At 74.1% G+C, this 16101-nt stretch carries 16 protein-coding genes; 6 read left to right on the top strand and 10 right to left on the bottom strand.

Going from position 1 to position 16101, the window contains the following annotated elements; translation table 11 throughout:
* Nucleotides 1–21: 21 nt before the first annotated feature.
* The 4 genes from ACZ4M3_RS12965 to ACZ4M3_RS12950 form a co-directional block, all read right to left on the bottom strand.
* Nucleotides 22–255: a heavy-metal-associated domain-containing protein gene (locus tag ACZ4M3_RS12965; RefSeq protein WP_467731862.1), complete on the bottom strand. Its 234-nt coding sequence runs from the start codon at nt 253–255 to the stop codon at nt 22–24.
* A 134-nt stretch (nt 256–389) separates the two neighbouring features.
* The gene (locus tag ACZ4M3_RS12960) at nt 390–590 is read right to left on the bottom strand and encodes a helix-turn-helix transcriptional regulator (protein WP_467731860.1); all 201 of its coding nucleotides are present in this window, start codon (nt 588–590) and stop codon (nt 390–392) included.
* Nucleotides 591–854: 264 nt separating this feature from the next.
* Nucleotides 855–1868, bottom strand: coding sequence for a Gfo/Idh/MocA family protein (locus ACZ4M3_RS12955; RefSeq protein WP_467731858.1), 1014 nt, complete (start codon nt 1866–1868; stop codon nt 855–857).
* Between the two features lie 28 nt (nt 1869–1896).
* Nucleotides 1897–2865 (bottom strand): sugar phosphate isomerase/epimerase family protein, encoded by a 969-nt coding sequence (locus tag ACZ4M3_RS12950; protein ID WP_467731857.1) that lies wholly within the window; start codon nt 2863–2865, stop codon nt 1897–1899.
* 111 nt (nt 2866–2976) lie between these two features.
* Between ACZ4M3_RS12950 and iolC the strand changes: the two genes are divergently transcribed.
* Genes iolC through ACZ4M3_RS12930 form a run of 4 tightly spaced genes read left to right on the top strand, consistent with a single transcriptional unit; the run spans nt 2977 to nt 8108 of the window.
* A complete protein-coding gene (gene iolC / locus ACZ4M3_RS12945) occupies nt 2977–3888 on the top strand; it encodes a 5-dehydro-2-deoxygluconokinase (protein ID WP_467732242.1) in 912 nt (303 codons plus the stop codon).
* Between the two features lie 20 nt (nt 3889–3908).
* Nucleotides 3909–4721 carry a 5-deoxy-glucuronate isomerase gene (gene iolB, locus ACZ4M3_RS12940; RefSeq protein WP_467732240.1) on the top strand — a complete coding sequence of 271 codons (813 nt, stop codon included), beginning with the start codon at nt 3909–3911 and terminating at the stop codon, nt 4719–4721.
* Nucleotides 4718–6595: a 3D-(3,5/4)-trihydroxycyclohexane-1,2-dione acylhydrolase (decyclizing) gene (gene iolD, locus ACZ4M3_RS12935; RefSeq protein ID WP_467731855.1), complete on the top strand. Its 1878-nt coding sequence runs from the start codon at nt 4718–4720 to the stop codon at nt 6593–6595. Before iolB ends, iolD begins: the two co-directional genes overlap by 4 nt.
* 13 nt (nt 6596–6608) lie before the next feature.
* Nucleotides 6609–8108 carry a CoA-acylating methylmalonate-semialdehyde dehydrogenase gene (locus ACZ4M3_RS12930; RefSeq protein ID WP_467731853.1) on the top strand — a complete coding sequence of 500 codons (1500 nt, stop codon included), beginning with the start codon at nt 6609–6611 and terminating at the stop codon, nt 8106–8108.
* A gap of 98 nt (nt 8109–8206) precedes the next feature.
* Here ACZ4M3_RS12930 and ACZ4M3_RS12925 read toward each other — a convergent pair whose 3' ends face one another.
* From ACZ4M3_RS12925 to ACZ4M3_RS12905, 5 genes are all read right to left on the bottom strand, one after another.
* Nucleotides 8207–9241 carry a WxL protein peptidoglycan domain-containing protein gene (locus ACZ4M3_RS12925; RefSeq protein WP_467731851.1) on the bottom strand — a complete coding sequence of 345 codons (1035 nt, stop codon included), beginning with the start codon at nt 9239–9241 and terminating at the stop codon, nt 8207–8209.
* A gap of 87 nt (nt 9242–9328) precedes the next feature.
* The gene (locus tag ACZ4M3_RS12920) at nt 9329–10621 is read right to left on the bottom strand and encodes a hypothetical protein (RefSeq protein ID WP_467731849.1); all 1293 of its coding nucleotides are present in this window, start codon (nt 10619–10621) and stop codon (nt 9329–9331) included.
* Nucleotides 10622–10792: 171 nt separating this feature from the next.
* The gene (locus ACZ4M3_RS12915; RefSeq protein ID WP_467731847.1) at nt 10793–12025 is read right to left on the bottom strand and encodes a S8 family peptidase; all 1233 of its coding nucleotides are present in this window, start codon (nt 12023–12025) and stop codon (nt 10793–10795) included.
* 76 nt (nt 12026–12101) lie between these two features.
* Nucleotides 12102–12539 carry a GNAT family N-acetyltransferase gene (locus ACZ4M3_RS12910; RefSeq protein WP_467731845.1) on the bottom strand — a complete coding sequence of 146 codons (438 nt, stop codon included), beginning with the start codon at nt 12537–12539 and terminating at the stop codon, nt 12102–12104.
* Nucleotides 12540–12997: 458 nt separating this feature from the next.
* Nucleotides 12998–13711 (bottom strand): 4'-phosphopantetheinyl transferase family protein, encoded by a 714-nt coding sequence (locus ACZ4M3_RS12905; RefSeq protein ID WP_467731843.1) that lies wholly within the window; start codon nt 13709–13711, stop codon nt 12998–13000.
* 91 nt (nt 13712–13802) lie between these two features.
* Between ACZ4M3_RS12905 and ACZ4M3_RS12900 the strand changes: the two genes are divergently transcribed.
* The gene (locus ACZ4M3_RS12900; protein ID WP_467731841.1) at nt 13803–14573 is read left to right on the top strand and encodes an alpha/beta fold hydrolase; all 771 of its coding nucleotides are present in this window, start codon (nt 13803–13805) and stop codon (nt 14571–14573) included.
* 48 nt (nt 14574–14621) lie between these two features.
* On the opposite strand, the gene ACZ4M3_RS12895 is transcribed toward ACZ4M3_RS12900, so the two are convergent.
* Nucleotides 14622–15194: a hypothetical protein gene (locus ACZ4M3_RS12895; protein ID WP_467731839.1), complete on the bottom strand. Its 573-nt coding sequence runs from the start codon at nt 15192–15194 to the stop codon at nt 14622–14624.
* A gap of 412 nt (nt 15195–15606) precedes the next feature.
* Between ACZ4M3_RS12895 and ACZ4M3_RS12890 the strand changes: the two genes are divergently transcribed.
* Nucleotides 15607–16089: a phospholipase gene (locus ACZ4M3_RS12890; RefSeq protein WP_467731837.1), complete on the top strand. Its 483-nt coding sequence runs from the start codon at nt 15607–15609 to the stop codon at nt 16087–16089.
* The last annotated feature ends 12 nt before the right edge of the window (nt 16090–16101 follow it).

Below are 16101 nucleotides of genomic sequence, written 5' to 3'. Positions count from 1 at the left end.
CTTCCGCTGTTCTACCGGGCCTCAGGCCCGGCCGGCCAGCTCGTACCCGGCCTCGTCCACGGCGGCGCGTACGGCCTCCTCGTCGAGCGGGGCGGCGGAGACCACGGTGACCTCACCGGTCGCGGCGACGGCCTTGACCGAGGTCACCCCCGGCAGCGCCGAGAGCTCTTCGGTCACCGCGCCCTCGCAGTGCCCGCAGGTCATGCCGGTCACCCGGTAGACGGCGGTGGTCTGGGTGTCCGTCTCGGCGCTCATGTCGTTCTCCTCTTCGAGGGCGGGTCGGTCGGGGGCGGGGAGGCGTCTTCCACCCTCCTCCCCGGTCCTTTCGCCAGTGTACCCCCAGGGGGTATTCGGGGAAGCGCGGCGCGGTGCGGTCGAGGCATCGCGGCTCACGCGTCGCGCCGGCCCCGGTTCCCTGGTCGGCGAGCCACCCAGGCGCGGATCGTATCGTCGTACCAGTAGGGCTTGCCGTGCTCCACCTTGTCCGGGGCCGGCAGCAGTCCGTGCTTGCGGTAGGAGCGCACCGTGTCCGGCTGGACCCGGATGTGGGCGGCGATCTCCTTGTACGACCACAGCTGTCGGTCGCTCATGCACGACACCTCCTTGTCCACGGCGCCGGGGCCGGCCGGGGAGGCCGTCGGGGGAGCCGGCGCGTGGACGGACGATCACTCGGGTTGTGCCCGGGGAACGACTTTCGGTGACCGCAGGGGAGGGGCTGTCGACCGGCTGTGACGGAAAGCCCGCGTAACGCGGACATGCGTGACACACCGGGGATCTCTGTGACCGGTGTGGCACACCGGCCGGGGGGCTCAGGGATGGGGCGCGGCGACCGGTGTGGCACACCGGCCGGGGGCTCAGCGGTAGAGCGCGGGCCGTTCCACGAGCTCCACCGGGGTCCGGGCACCGCTGCGCGCAGCGGCCAGGCCCGCCTCGGAGACGGCGGCGGCCGCATAACCGTCCCACACGTCGGGCCCGTCGATCCGGCCCCGCGCGGCGGCCGCCACCCACCGCCGCACCTGGCGGTCGTAGGCATCGGCGAACCGGGTGAGGAAGTCCTGGGCGATCTCCCCGCCCCACCGGCCCGCCGACTGCACGACCATCGCGTGGGCGTCTCCGATCCGGGCGCTGCCCGACTCGCCGACCGCCTCGCACTGCACCTGGTAGCCGAAACCGCAGTTGACGAAGATCTCCACGTCGACGATCGCCCCGCCCGAGGTCTCCAGCAGCACGAAGCGGGGATCGCTCAGGCCCTGCGGCGCGGCCGCGGACGGGGCGGGCGCAAGGACGGTCACCGCGGTGATCTCCTGCTCGAGCAGCCAGCGGGCCGCGTCCACCTCGTGCACCACGGAATCGCTGATCAGCATGTCGCTGGTGAAGAACGACGGCGAGGCCGCGTTGCGGTGCCGGCAGTGCAGGAACAGCGGCCGGCCGATCCCGCCCCCGTCCAGCAGCGCTTTCAGCCGCTCGTACTCGGCGTCGTGGCGCCGCATGAAGCCCACCTGGACCAGCCTGCGGCCCAGCCTCAGCTCCGCCTCCAGCACCCGCAGGGCGCCCGCCGGATCGGGGGTCAGCGGCTTCTCGCACAGCACCGGCAGCTGCCGGGCCAGGGCGTGCAGGAGCGCCTCCTCGTGGGCGGGCCCGGGCGAGGCGATCAGTACGGCGTCCACCCCGGGCGCGGCCATCGCCGCCGCCGCGTCGGTGTGCGCGCTCACGCCGTCCAGACCCGCCACGGCCTCCTTGACGCGGTCGCCGTCCGGGTCCGCCACGGCCACCACCCGCGCCCCGCCGACCGTCCGGCCGATCCGGCGGACGTGGTCGGCGCCCATCCTCCCGGTGCCGATGACGGCGATGCCGAGCGTACTGGTCATGTGGGGTCCCCCTCGATGTGTCGGGTGGTCAGCGGGCGCCGCAGGAGCGCAGGTAGGCGCGGGTCCGGCGGGCGATCGGCAGCGGCCGGTCCGGCGGACACGGGTACATGTCCTGCTCGACGATCGCGAACAGGTCCGCGCCGAGCGCCTGCGCGGCGGCCAGTACGGGTTCCAGCGCGGGTACCCCCGCCGGCGGCTCGCACATCACCCCGCGCGCCACGGCCGGCCCGAACGGCACCTGACCGGCGACGACTTCGGCGAGGATGCGCGGATCCACCTGCTTGAGGTGCAGGTAGCCGATCCGTTCGCCGAAGGTCTCGACGGCCCGGACGCTGTCCCCGCCGCAGTACGCGTAGTGCCCCGTGTCCAGGCAGAGCGAGACCAGCTCCGGATCGGTGGCGTCCAGGAACCGGGCGACGTTCTCCGGGGTGTCGATGTGGGTGTCGGCGTGCGGGTGGACCACGATCCGCAGCCCGTACCGCTCGCGCACCTCCCGGCCCAGGCGCTCGGTCTGCGAGGTCAGTTCGCGCCAGCCGGACGCCGAGAGGGTCCGGTCCTCCAGCACCTCGCCGGTCTTGTCGTCGCGCCAGAACGACGGGATGACCACGAGGTGCGCCGCCCCCATGGCCCGGGTGAGTTCCGCGATCCGCGACACGTGCTCCCAGGTCTGCTCCCACACCCCCGGCCCGTGATGGAGTCCGGTGAAGACGGTGCCCGCGGACACCCGCAGGCCGCGCTTGGCGGTCTCGTCGGCGAGGCGGGCCGGATCGGTGGGCAGGTAGCCGTACGGGCCGAGTTCGATCCACTCGTACCCGGCGTCCGCGACCTCGTCCAGGAACCGCTCCCACGGCGTCTGGCGGGGATCGTCCGGAAACCAGACGCCCCACGAGTCCGGAGCGGAACCGACGCGGATACGGGTCAGCGCGGGTGGGGAGGACGGGGGTGGGGAGGACGGAGGAGCGGAGGGCGGGGGAGTGGAAGACGGCGAGGACGTCATGGCGGCCACCTTAGGGTGCGAGGCTCGAAAGGGGACGGGGAAGCAGTGGGAGAGGAAGTGGCAGCAGTGGCACCGACCAGCGCGGACGGGGACGCGTTCGACCTGATCACGATGGGGCGCATCGGGGTGGATCTCTACCCGCTGACGACCGGCGTACCGCTCGCCGAGGCGGACACCTTCGGCAAGTTCCTGGGCGGCTCCCCGACGAACGTCGCGGTGGCGGCGGCCCGCCTCGGCCGCCGGGTCGCCGTGATCACCCGGACCGGAGCCGACCCCTTCGGCGCGTACCTCCGCGCCGAGCTGCGCGGATTCGGCGTCGATGACCGGTGGGTGCGCGAGGTGGCGGCCTACCCGACGCCCGTCACGTTCTGCGAGATCTTCCCGCCGGACGACTTCCCGCTGTACTTCTACCGGTTCCCGAAGGCGCCGGACCTGGAGATCGCGGCCGACGAGATCGACGCCGGCGCGGTACGGGCCGCCCGGGTGTTCTGGATGACGGGTACCGGCCTGAGCGCGGAGCCGAGCCGGAGCGCCACCCTGGCCGCGCTCGAAGCCCGCTCGAAATCCGGGACCACGGTGTTCGACCTCGACTGGCGGCCGATGCTGTGGAGCGACGAGCCGGGGCCCTGGTACGAGCGGGCGCTCGGCCTGGCCACGGTGGCCGTCGGCAACGCCGAGGAGTGCGCGATCGCGACGGGCGAGCGGGAGCCGTACGCGGCGGCGCGGGCGCTGCTGGCGGCCGGGGTGGAACTGGCCGTCGTCAAACGCGGCCCGGCCGGGGTGCTCGCCGTCCACCGCGACGGGACGGCCGTGGCGGTGCCGCCGGTGCCGGTGGAGGTGGTCAACGGCCTCGGGGCGGGCGACGCCTTCGGGGGCGCGCTGTGCCACGGGCTGCTCGCGGGCTGGGACACGGAGCAGGTGCTGCGGTTCGCCAACGCGGCGGGCGCCATCGTCGCCTCCCGGCTGGCCTGTTCGACCGCGATGCCCTACCCCAAGGAGGTCGAGGAGGTGCTGGAACAGTGACGGTGACCGCCTCCCACGCGATGGCCTCCACGGCCCTGCGGGTGCTCGACCTCGCCCCCGGCGAGACGTACGCGCACTCCTGCGGCGACCACGAGTGGATCGTCCTGCCGCTGGCGGGCGGCTGCGCGGTCGCCTGCCGCGCCCCCGACCCGCAGGTCATCGAAGTACGCGGCCGGGAGGACGTGTTCGCTTCGGTGAGCGACTTCGCCTACCTGCCGCGCGACGGCCGCGCCGACATCAGCTCCCCGGGCGGGGGCCGGTTCGCGCTCGTCGGGGCGCGCTGCGAGCGGGCGCTGCCCGCCCGGTACGGGCCGGCCGAGCAGGTGCCGGTCGAGCTGCGCGGCGCCGGGCAGTGCTCCCGCCAGGTCAACAACTTCGCCGCCGCCGACGTGTTCGCCTGCGACCGGCTCATCGCGGTCGAGGTGCTCACCCCCGGCGGGAACTGGTCCTCGTACCCGCCCCACAAGCACGACGAGCACCGGCCCGGCGAGGAGTCCCGGCTGGAGGAGATCTACTACTTCGAGATCGCCCCGCACGACGGCACGCCCGGCGTCGGCTACCAGCGCGTCACCCCCTCCCCGGCCGGGAAGACCGACATCCTCACCGAGGTGCGGACCGGGGACGCGGTGCTCATCCCGGACGGCTGGCACGGGCCGTCCATCGCCACGCCCGGGCACGACATGTACTACCTGAACGTGATGGCCGGACCCGAGGGCCCGCGGGAGTGGCTGATCCGCGACCACCCCGACCACGGCTGGATCCGGTCCACCTGGGCCGCCGGGGAGACCGACCCCCGACTGCCGTTCTACCGAGCGGAGGACCCCCGCCCATGACCACGATCAGGCTCACCGTGGCGCAGGCCCTCGTCCGGTTCCTCGCCCGCCAGTACACCGAGCGCGACGGGCACCGCCGCCGGCTGGTCGCCGCCACCTGGGGGATCTTCGGGCACGGCAACGTCGCCGGGATCGGGCAGGCCCTGCTGGAGAGCGGCCGGGCGGAGATGCCCTTCCTCCAAGGGCGCAACGAGCAGGCCATGGTGCACGCGGCCGTCGGGTACGCCCGCCAGTCGGGGCGGCTGTCGGCGCACGCCGTGACCACCTCCATCGGGCCCGGCGCGACCAACCTCGTCACCGGGGCCGCCCTCGCGACCGTCAACCGGCTGCCGGTGCTGCTGCTGCCCGGGGACACCTTCGCCACCCGGCCCGCCGATCCGGTGCTCCAGCAGCTGGAGGTGCCCCACGCCGGCGACGTCTCCGTCAACGACACGCTGCGGCCCGTGTCCCGCTTCTTCGACCGGGTCGGCCGCCCGGAGGCGCTGATCCCCGCCGCCCTCCAGGCGGTACGGGTGCTCACCGACCCCGTGCAGACCGGCGCCGTGACCCTCGCGCTGCCGCAGGACGTACAGGCCGAGGCCCACGACTGGCCCGAGGAGTTCTTCGCCGAGCGGGTGTGGCGGGTGCGCCGGCCCCGGCCCGACCGGGACGAGCTGGCCGCCGCCGCCGGAGCGGTACGGGGCTCCGCGCGCCCGCTGCTCATCGCCGGGGGCGGCATCCGGCACAGCGCGGCCCAGGCCGCCCTCGCGGAGTTCGCCGACGCGACCGGGATCCCGGTCGCGGCCACCCAGGCCGGCAAGGGCGCCCTGCCCTTCGACCACCCCGCCGAGGTGGGCGGCGTCGGGCACACCGGCACGGCCACCGCCGACGCGCTCGCCCGGGACGCCGACCTGGTGATCGCCGCGGGGACCCGGCTGACCGACTTCACCACCGCCTCCGCGACCCTGTTCCGGAACCCGGCCGTGCGCTTCGTCGGGCTGAACCTCGACCCGTACGACGCCCACAAGCTCGCCGCCCGGCCGCTGGTCGGCGATGCGCGGGTGGGCCTGGAAGAACTCCGGGTCGCGCTCGCCGGGTACCGCGTGGACCCCTCGTACGAGACGACGTACAAAGAGGGCAAGCGCGGCTGGGAGCGGCTGGTCGAGCAGGCCTACGCGAGTCCCGACGAGGACGCCGCCCCGACGCAGGCCCAGGTGCTCGGCCTGCTCGACGCCACCGTCGACGACTCCGACATCCTGATCAACGCGGCCGGCTCGCTCCCCGGGGACCTGCACAAGCTGTGGCGCGCCCGTTCCGCCGACCAGTACCACGTCGAGTACGGCTACTCCTGCATGGGTTACGAGATCCCCGCCGCGATCGGGACGGCGCTCGCCGCGCCCGGCCGGCCCGTGTGGGCGCTGGTCGGCGACGGCACCTACCTGATGAACCCGACCGAGCTGGTCACCGCCGTGCAGGAGGGCGTCCCGGTCAAGGTCGTCATCCTCGACAACCACGGCTACGCCTCGATCGGCGGCCTGTCGGCGGCGGTGGGCGGCGAGGGCTTCGGGACGGCGTACCGCTTCCGGGCGGCCGACGGCGGGTACACCGGCGCCCCGCTGCCGGTGGACCTCGCGGCCAACGCGGCCTCCCTGGGAATGGCCGTCATCCGCGCCGAGACCGTACGTGACCTGCGGAAAGCCCTCGTGGAGGCGCGGGCTTCGGACCGTCCCACATGTGTCTACACGCAGACCCGAACACCCGACACTGTGTCGGGCCCACCCCCGGCACAGGCGTGGTGGGATGTTCCTGTGGCCGAGACCGCGACCCGTGCGGCGGCGGCCTCGGCCCGCGAAGAGTACGACCGGCAAGCCGCGCAGCGACGTCGCCATCTGTGAAGGAGCAAGGCACATGAAGACCGTCAACCACTGGATCGGTGGCAAGACCGTCGAGGGCGCGTCGGGCAACTACGGCCCGGTCACCGACCCGGCCACCGGCGAGGTCACCACGCAGGTCGCGCTCGCCTCCGCGGCGGAGGTCGACGCGGCCGTACGGGTCGCCGCCGAGGCCTTCCAGAGCTGGGGCCAGTCCTCGCTGGCCGCCCGTACGAAGGTGCTGTTCGCCTACCGCGCCCTGCTGGACGCCAACCGCGACGCGATCGCCGAACTGATCGTCGCCGAGCACGGCAAGGTGCACTCGGACGCGCTGGGCGAGGTCGCGCGCGGCCTGGAGATCGTCGAGCTGGCCTGCGGAATCACCACGCAGCTCAAGGGCGAGCTGTCGACGTCGGTCTCCAACCGCGTCGACGTCTCCTCCATCCGCCAGCCGCTTGGCGTGGTCGCGGGCATCACCCCGTTCAACTTCCCGGCGATGGTGCCGATGTGGATGTTCCCGCTGGCCGTCGCCTGCGGCAACACCTTCATCCTCAAGCCGAGCGAGAAGGACCCGTCGGCCGCCAACAAGCTGGCCGAGCTGGCCACGGAGGCCGGTCTCCCGGCGGGCGTGCTGAACGTCGTCCACGGTGACAAGGTGGCCGTCGACGCGCTGCTCGCCCACCCCGGCATCGCCGCCGTCTCCTTCGTCGGCTCCACGCCGATCGCCCGCCACATCCACACCACCGCCGCCGCCAACGGCAAGCGGGTCCAGGCGCTGGGCGGCGCCAAGAACCACATGCTGGTCCTGCCGGACGCCGACCTGGACGCCGCCGCCGACGCGGCCGTCTCGGCCGCATACGGTTCGGCGGGCGAGCGCTGCATGGCCATCTCGGCGGTCGTGGCGGTCGGTTCGATCGCCGACGAGCTGGTGGACAAGATCCGCGAGCGCGCCGAGAAGATCAAGATCGGCCCCGGCAACGACCCGACGTCCGAAATGGGCCCGCTGATCACCGCCGCCCACCGCGACAAGGTCGCCTCCTACGTCAAGGGCGCCGCGGCCCAGGGCGCGGACGTGGTCCTGGACGGCACCGGGTACACGGTCGAGGGCAACGAGAACGGCCACTGGATCGGCCTGTCGCTGCTGGACAACGTCAGGACCGACTCCGACGCCTACCGCGACGAGATCTTCGGCCCGGTGCTGTGCGTGCTGCGCACCGAGACCTACGAGGAGGGCGTGGCGCTCATCAACGCCTCGCCGTTCGGCAACGGCACCGCGATCTTCACCCGCGACGGCGGCGCCGCCCGCCGCTTCCAGCTGGAGATCCAGGCCGGCATGGTCGGCGTGAACGTGCCGATCCCGGTGCCGGTGGGCTACCACTCCTTCGGCGGCTGGAAGGACTCCCTCTTCGGGGACCACCACATCTACGGCAACGACGGCATCCACTTCTACACCCGCGGCAAGGTCGTCACCACCCGCTGGCCCGACCCCTCCGAAGCCCCGGCGGGCGTCGACCTCGGCTTCCCGCGCAACCACTGAGCCGCCCTCTCCTTCGTCTTTCCCCCGCTTCGCCGGACCGCCCGCCCCCCGCACCCTCACGCGGGGGGCGGGCCCCGTTCCGCCAGGCCCCCGGGCCGTCAGCGGGCTGCGGCCAGGTCCTCCGCCGGAGCGGGCGGGCCGGGGGCGGGCCGGCGGCGGTGGTGGAGGGCGCGGCGGGTGAGGGCGGCGGCCGTCAGGAGGAGGACGGCGCCGACGGCGGGCCAGGGGACGGCGAGGAAGTCCGTACCGCCCTGCGCGCGCAGGTCCGGCTGGGCGGCCCCGTCGGCCTTGACCCGTACGTGCACCCGGTCCGACTGCGGGGCGTCCGGCCAGGGCTCGGTCAGCTCGATCCGCTCGCCCGGGAGCAGCACCAGCTTGAGGTCACGGGCCGGCCGGTTCAGTACCGTACGCCCGAACAGCCCCCCGGCGGTCACCGCCACCCGCGGCTCGACCACCACGTTGCCCCGGTTGACCAGGCTGTACGAGATCCGCGCCGAGGCGCTCATGACCCACGGCAGCAGCGGCGCGTCCCGTTCGACCCTGACGTCCTCCACGGACAGCGCCGGAGTCACCGGCCCCGGTACCCGGAAGTACAGGCGGGCGCCGACCGAACGCTTCACCCCGACCTGGACCTTGCCGTCCTGCTGCACCCCCTCCACCGCGGTGTTCAGCGCCACTATCCCGCCGACGTGGTCACCCGGAGCGGCGTCCGCGGGGACCCGCACGGTGAACGGGAGGTCCTTGCGGCCCTTGGGCGGGACGGTGACCGTCCGCGCCGTCTCCGGCGGCAGGGTGATCCACGCGCCGACGTCCTTCGGCTTCGTCTCGACCGGCAGCAGCGCGAAGGCGCCGCCGACGGGGGTGTTCATGGCGTCGGTGGCGAAGACCTGGAAGGTCAGCTCCTTGTCGGAGGAGTTCAGGACCGTCACGCTGTCGGCGACGGTGGTCCCGGCGGCGCCCTGGTGGAAGAAGTACGCCCGGTCCGACAGCGCCGCGCCGGGAGGCGGCGTCGGGAAGACCCCCCACGTGCCGTTGTCCGCGGCGCTCGCCGCGGGCCCGCCGAGCAGGAGCGCCACGACGGGCAGCAGCAGGGCGAGGAACAGACCGTACGGGGAAGCGGTGCGGGGGCGCATGTCGGTCCTCCAGTCACGCCACGGCTGCGGGCGGGGCACCACCGGGGACGGCACGGCAGGTGCCGCACCGACCCCGGTGGCGGTGGATCAGGCGATCGAGAAGGTCACGACCGACCGGTAGGTGTCGGCGAACATGAACGGCGGCAGCTGGAGCATCGCCGCGCCGCCCACCGCGAACTCGCCGCCGGTCAGCTCGTCACCGCCGGCCGCCTGCGAGGCGATCTTCATCGGGGTGTCCGTGATGGCACCCGGCGCACCGGCGGTGCAGGTGCTCGGGCTGTCCGGGTTGGTCACCGTGCAGGACGGCTGGATGCCGAGCTGCGCCTTGGCCATGGAGTGGCCCGTGGCCGCGTTCAGGAACGGCGTACGGGTCGCCGTGACGTCCCAGCCGAGCGAACCGCCGCGGAAGTCCTGCACGGTGGCGGCGTTGAACGCGCCGAACACCGACTGCGCCTTGCCGTTGATGGTGACCGCACCGAAACTGACGGCCGGCTGGCCGTCCTTCGGGCCGAGGGCCAGCGGACCGGGCAGCACCTCGACGTCGACGGGGTTCTTGACGCCCGCCTGGTCCTCCACGAACACGAACGACTTGTACGGGGTGACCGAGCCGTCGATCCTGATCGCGTCGGCCTTCTTGGTGACCGTCAGGTTGCAGGTCGCGGCGCCGGACGCGTCCGCCGTGCCGCTGCCGGTGTCACCCGTGGCCGCACCCGCGAGGAGCGCGGAGCATGTGACCGGGCCGGCCGGGAAGTTGGCACCCGTCACGGCGACGGCGGTGCCCGCCTTGCCGCTGTTGGGCGTGACCTTGGTCGTCACCGGGTCCTTGGGCAGCGCCTCGACCGCGATCGACGCGACGGAGGCGCTGGGCCGGGGCTCCGGCGTGCAGGTGGTGGTGTAGACGGTGCCGCCGAGGTCGGCGTCCGTGATCACCTGGTCGATGGTGATCTGCAGCGTCGTGCCCTCGCTGCCTTCGGGGATGGTGACGGTCCCGCTGAAGGCGGGCGGGTCGGACTTCTTGTTGGCCTCTTGGTGGCTGGGGACGGCGGGGCTGGTGACCGTCTGCGCGACCCCGCCGACGAGCAGCTTCGCCTTGATGGTGTTGACTGTGTCGATGGTGAACATCGGGATGACCGGGGTCTCGCCCGGATCGATCGTGATGGGCACGCTCTGACCGGCCTTCGCCGTGTCCGGCACCGTGATCGTGTAGTCCTGGGTGCCGTTGGCGCCCGGCTGGGGGGCGGGGGCGACGCACTTCACCGGCACCGGGGTGGTCTTGGTCGCGGCCTGGGCCGTCCCCGTCATGGCCACGACACCACCGGTCAGGGCCAGGGACAACGCGGCCGCCCCGGCCAGCACTCTTCGTCGGAACGTCGTACTCACTGGGTCGCGACTCCTTCGTCAGACGAACCCTCCCCCCACCCGCTGTGAGGGGGAGGCCGAGCCGGTGCGGAGGCCGACATTGACGCGTCGCGGTGATGAGAAGTCAATGACTTGCTTCGGGCCGAAGCGCACACACATTGATGTCCCATCAGGCCGGGTGAGGACGAGGGGCTAGCGGGTGGTCGGGGTGTGCAGGAGGAGGTTCGGGGTGCCGGCCGGGAGACCGGTGATCCGGCCGGGGCTGGCGTCGCGCAGGAGGCTCTGGGTGACCTGGGCGGGCGTCCTCGGCGTGCCGTCCGCCAGGAGCAGCGCGGCGGCGCCCGCGACGTGCGGGGCGGCCATGGAGGTACCGGTGGCCCGGGCGAGGGCGGTGGCGGAACCCTTCCAGGCCGAGGCGATGCCGACGCCGGGGGCGGAGAGGTCGACGCACGGCCCGTACGCGGAGAAGGCGGCGCGGTGGTCGGCGGTGTCGGTGGCGCCGACGGTGACGGCGTCCGGGACGCGGGCGGGCGAGCCGGTGCAGGCGTCCTTGCCGGAGTTGCCGGCGGCCACGGTGAAGGTGATCCCGGCGGCGACGGCATGGGTGACGGCCGCGTCGAGGGCGTAGCTGCGGGTGCCGCCCATGCTCATGTTGGCGACGGCGGGCGCGGCGGCGGTGGCGGTGAGGGGGGCGGGGGCGGGGGTGCCGGCGGTTCCCTTGGCTGCCTTCGCCGCTTTGGCCGCTCTGGTGGCGTCCTTGACCATCCAGTCGATGCCGTTCACCAGGGACGACAGGCGTCCGCTGCCCCGGCAGTTCGCCACCTTCACCGAGACGAGCGAGACCCCCTTCGCCACCCCGTACGTCGCCCCGCCGATCGTGCCCGCCACATGGGTGCCGTGGCCGTTGCAGTCGTCGGAGCCCTCGAACCACACGGTGTTGACGCCGGCCCGCGCGCGGCCCCCGAACTCCTGGTGCACGGTGTTGATGCCGGTGTCGACGACGTACACGGTGACGCCCTCGCCGTTGGTGGCGTACGTGTACGAACCGTCGAGCGGGAGGTCGCGCTGGTCGATCCGGTCGAGGGACCAGGGGGCCAGCGGCTGGGTGTCGCTGGTCCGGAACTCGGTGTCCGGCTCGACGGACGCCACCCGCGGGTCGGCGGCCAGTGCGGAGGCGCGGGCCGCGGTGGTGCGGACCGCGAAGCCGTGGAGGGCGGTGTCGTAGACGGCCATGACCTCGTCGCCGGCCCGCTCCGCCTCCGCGGCCATGGCGCGGGTCGCGGCCAGGGCGCGGGCGTCGCCGTCCTTGAGGACCACGACGTAGGGGGCGGTGGGGGTTTCGGGGGCGTCGGGGGCCGGAGCCGTGGACAGGGCGGCCGTCGCCAGCAGGGCGGCGGCCGGGAGCAGCGTGCTGAGTGCGGTCATGCCGCGATCCTCGGCCGGGTGGGGGGCGCCCGCGCGGGGGGTGCGCCGACTGGCCCCCGACACGCCGCCGCACGGGTTACGGGGTGTCAGGCGCGGCGGCGTCCGGCGAGAGCGGCCAGCCGCGCATGGCGAAGACGCCCTCGTCGCGCGCGCCGGCGGAGGCGTAGGTGGCGAGGGCGGCCTCGTTGTCGGTGTCGACCCCCACCCACATGCCGTAACAGCCACGCGCCCGGGCCTCGTCGGCGAGGGCCAGGGCGAGCTGGCGGCCGATGCCGCGGCGGCGGTAGCCCTCGTCCACCGCGAGCTCGTACAGGCACATCTCGGTGCCCTTGTCGGGGTGGCTCATCTCGACGCCGGAGACCATGCCGGCGGGGACGCCGTCGACGTAGGCGATCAGCATCAGGTGGCCGGGCGCGGCCAGGAACCGGGTGGCCCACTCGGCGCGGACGGGGCCGTCGAAGAGCCCTTCGGCGGCGGTGAGCTCGGCAACGCTGCGGGCGCGGCGGATATCCACACGGCCGATGCTAAACCGCCCCGGCCGCCCGCTACGGCTGGACGCCGCCCGCCCGGCCGGTCAACCCGTCTGCTGGACGGTGCCCGCTCGCCGCGCCCCTTGTCCCGTCCGGCCGCGCCGCCTACCGCCGGGCGGGGCATGCGACCCGGCACGCCACCGCTCGCGGAAGCTGCCGTGAACGCGCTCGGGCCCCTCGTTCTTCCGCTGGAAGAGGCCCGCTCGACCGGGGGCGGCACCCCCTACGCGGTAAGCGGCGACGAAGCCGAACGCGCGGGCCCGGCGCAGGCGGCGGCGCAGGCCGCACGGGCGGTAGCCCGGTTCATCGAGGGCGAGCCGAGGTTCTCGCTCGCGAACGGGACGCCAAACCGGTGGGCACACTGCACCGGTAGCGCCTGCCGCCGGGCCGGGGCCGTGGCAGCTGTGAAGGCCGGCCGCCGGCCGCGTCCCGACCCGCTGCGTCAGCGCCCGGCCGGGGCAGTGGCCACAGCGACGGCCGCCGCGTAGCCCGGAGGGGCCGGAAGGTCGCGCAGGGTCCACTCCGGCACCTGCGCCGGGGCCGGGCCCGAGCCGACGTACGGTTCGGCCACGCCCCGCGCGAGTCCCGCGCCCGTCGCCTTGAGGACGGCCTCCTTGCGGGCCCAAAGACGGCCCAGCGCCACCGGGCGGTCCGCCTCCGCCAGCGCCGTGAGTTCCGCCGTCTCGGCCGGATGCAGCGTGCTCAGTACGTCCGTCACCACCGCCGCACCCGGGGTGCCCTCCACGTCCACCCCGATCGGCGTCGCGGCGAAGGCCAGGTACGCCAAGCCCGCGGTGTGCGACAGCGAGAAGTGCACCCCGCCGCCCGCCACCGCCGGGCGCCCGTGCGGACCGCCGCAGCACGGGCACTCCTCGCGGATCAGCGAGACGTCCGCCGGAGCCGTCCCGAGGTACGCGCCGAGCAGCGCCCGCAGCCCCAGGTGGGAGGCCAGGTAGCCGTGCCGGTCGGCGGGCCGGACCAGTCGCCCGGCCCGCTCCCGCTCCGCCGCGTCGAGTACCGCCGCGGCCTCTTCCACCGCGTGCCCGGCCACGACGCCGCGCCGCGTGTCCAAGGCCCACACGGTCAGGCCCCCGCCCTCGGGCGGCGGGCCGACGCGCGGTGGGTCACCGCCGAGTTGGTTCACGTACACCGTCACCTGACGAGGGTAGACGAGGCGGCCACCGCCCTCAGCGCCCCGGTTAGCCTCGTGCCAGCTCCGCCGCACCACCGTTCCAGGGGGAAACACCGTGCACAGTGCCGTCGTGACACCGCAGGACGACCGCATCCGCTGGGTCGAACTGCCCGGGGAGGAACCCGCGCGGGTCTACCTCCACGGGCTCGGCGCCACCTCCCCCGCCTACTTCGCGGCCGCCGCATGCCACCCGCTGCTGGCCGGCCGGCGCTCGCTGCTCCTCGACCTGCTCGGTCACGGACACAGCGACCGGCCCGAGGAGTTCACGTACACCCTGGAGGCGCACGCGGACGCCCTCGCCAGCGCTCTCGGCCAGGCCGGTGCCACGGGCGCCGAGGTGATCGCCCACAGCATGGGCGGTGCCGTGGCCGTCGTACTGGCAGCGCGCCACCCCCGACTGGTCTCCCGGCTCGTGCTGGTCGACGCCAATCTGGACCCCGCGCGGCCCGACCGGCGCACGGCAGGCAGCGCCGGCATCGCCTCCTACACCGAGGAGGAGTTCCTGGCCCGCGGCTGGGCCGAACTGGCCGACCGGGTGGGCCCGCACTGGTGGTCCACCGTGCGGCTGGCCGGCCGTACCGCCCTGTACCGCTCCGCCGTGCACCTCGTCGCGGGAACCACACCCACCATGCGAGAGCTGCTTGTGGAACTGGAGATCCCACGCACCTTCCTGCTCCCGGAGGCGGACGGGCCGCTGCCCGGAACCGAGGCTCTCACGGCCGCCGGCGTCGTGGTCGTCCCGGTCCCCGGCTGCGGGCACAACATCATGCTGGACAACCCCGACGGCTTCGCCCGGGCCACCGCCGAGGCCCTGCGAGCGGCCTGACCGGTCGGCGACCCGCGCGGCGCCGGCGGGTCACCGCACGGGCACGGCCTACCGCTGGGCTGACGCCCGCACCGCCGGGGTGGCCTGCCGGGTCGCCTGCTGGGTCGCCTGCTGGGTCGTCGGCTGGGTCGTCGGCTGGGATATGTGGCCGCCCGGCGAAGCCGTTCCGTCGGTCCAGGCGTAGACCCGCTTGCCGCGTACCGCGACCTGGTACTGGTACTGGTCCCGGCACTCGGGCCGCGCATCCTGCCGGGTGTCACCCGGCCACCACCGGGCGTTCAGGACCGGCCCGCGGACCTTGCTCGGCGTCCCCGCGGCACACTGCGGGCCGTCCAGCGGAGTCGCGCCGAGGGTGAACCGGATCAGCCGGGCCTGGCCATCGGTCCGCACCCGTACCCGTATGTCCGTGGCGTCCTTCGGGACCCAGCTCGGCAGGGCGAACGCCCGGTCGCCGCGCGCGGGCGCATCGGCGGCGGTCGCGAAATGCTTCCCCTTCTCCTTGAACACGCTCTCGTTGAAGGAGTCCGAGACCGGGTTGGGCGGAAGGTGGGGCAGGGCGAGGGCGGCGGTGGTCAGGACTCCCGCTGTGGCGGCGACGAGGACGAGCGGACGGCGGTTCATGACGACAAGTGTTCGCCCGGGGGACCCGTTCGCGCGTCCCTCCGCAGGACGAACCGAGAATCTGCCGTAAGTCTGACGGGACTCATACCTGAGAGCGGTGTCCGTTCCCCACGCGCCCTCCGCCCCTGCGCGGAACTCGCTCGTCCGCCCACGCCCCGGCGCGCCCTCCCTGCCCCGCCGGCCGAACGGCCCCGGTCACGGCCCCGGTCACGGCCTCGCCTGCCGGCGCGCCTGGCCGGCCGACGCCCCCGGCCGGCGTATCGCCGTCGAGTGACGCGCTGTCATACCTGAGGCGTACACACCCCGCCGCCCTGCGACACCCGCGCCGCCGCGCAGCGTTAGAGGAGCCGTACCCGCCGGCGCCGCCCCCGTCCGGCACGTCCCCGCCGCCGTCGCCCTCCGGAGGACCGCCTTGCGCCTCATCGCCCCGCTCCTCGCCTCCGCCGCCGCAGGCCTGCTGGCCCTCACGCCCCCGGCGGACAAGCCGCAGGTCCTGAACGGCTGGACCAGCACCAGCGCCGCGAGCTACGACGCCTGGGCCGCCGCCCGCGCGAACCGGCGCGACTGGGCGGCGTACGCCTTCGACTGGACGACGGACTACTGCACCACCTCCCCGGACAGCCCGTTCGGCTTCCCCTTCCGGATGGCCTGCGCCCGCCACGACTTCGGCTACCGCAACTACGGCGCGGCAGGCCGCTTCCGCGAACACAAGCCGCGCCTGGACGATGCCTTCCACGCCGACATGAAGCGCGTGTGCGCCCATTACGCGGGGGCCCGCCGAGCCTCCTGCCTCAGCACCGCGTGGACCTACTACCAGGCCGTCAAGACCTTCGGCGTCGCCCCGGGCACCGCCGTGCCGACCGCCACCGGCCCCGCCGCCGCCCCCGTCTCATGACCCGCCCCCCTG

Source organism: Streptomyces sp. NPDC026522 (assembly GCF_055567555.1).
This window is presented reverse-complemented; position numbering and strand designations above follow the sequence as displayed.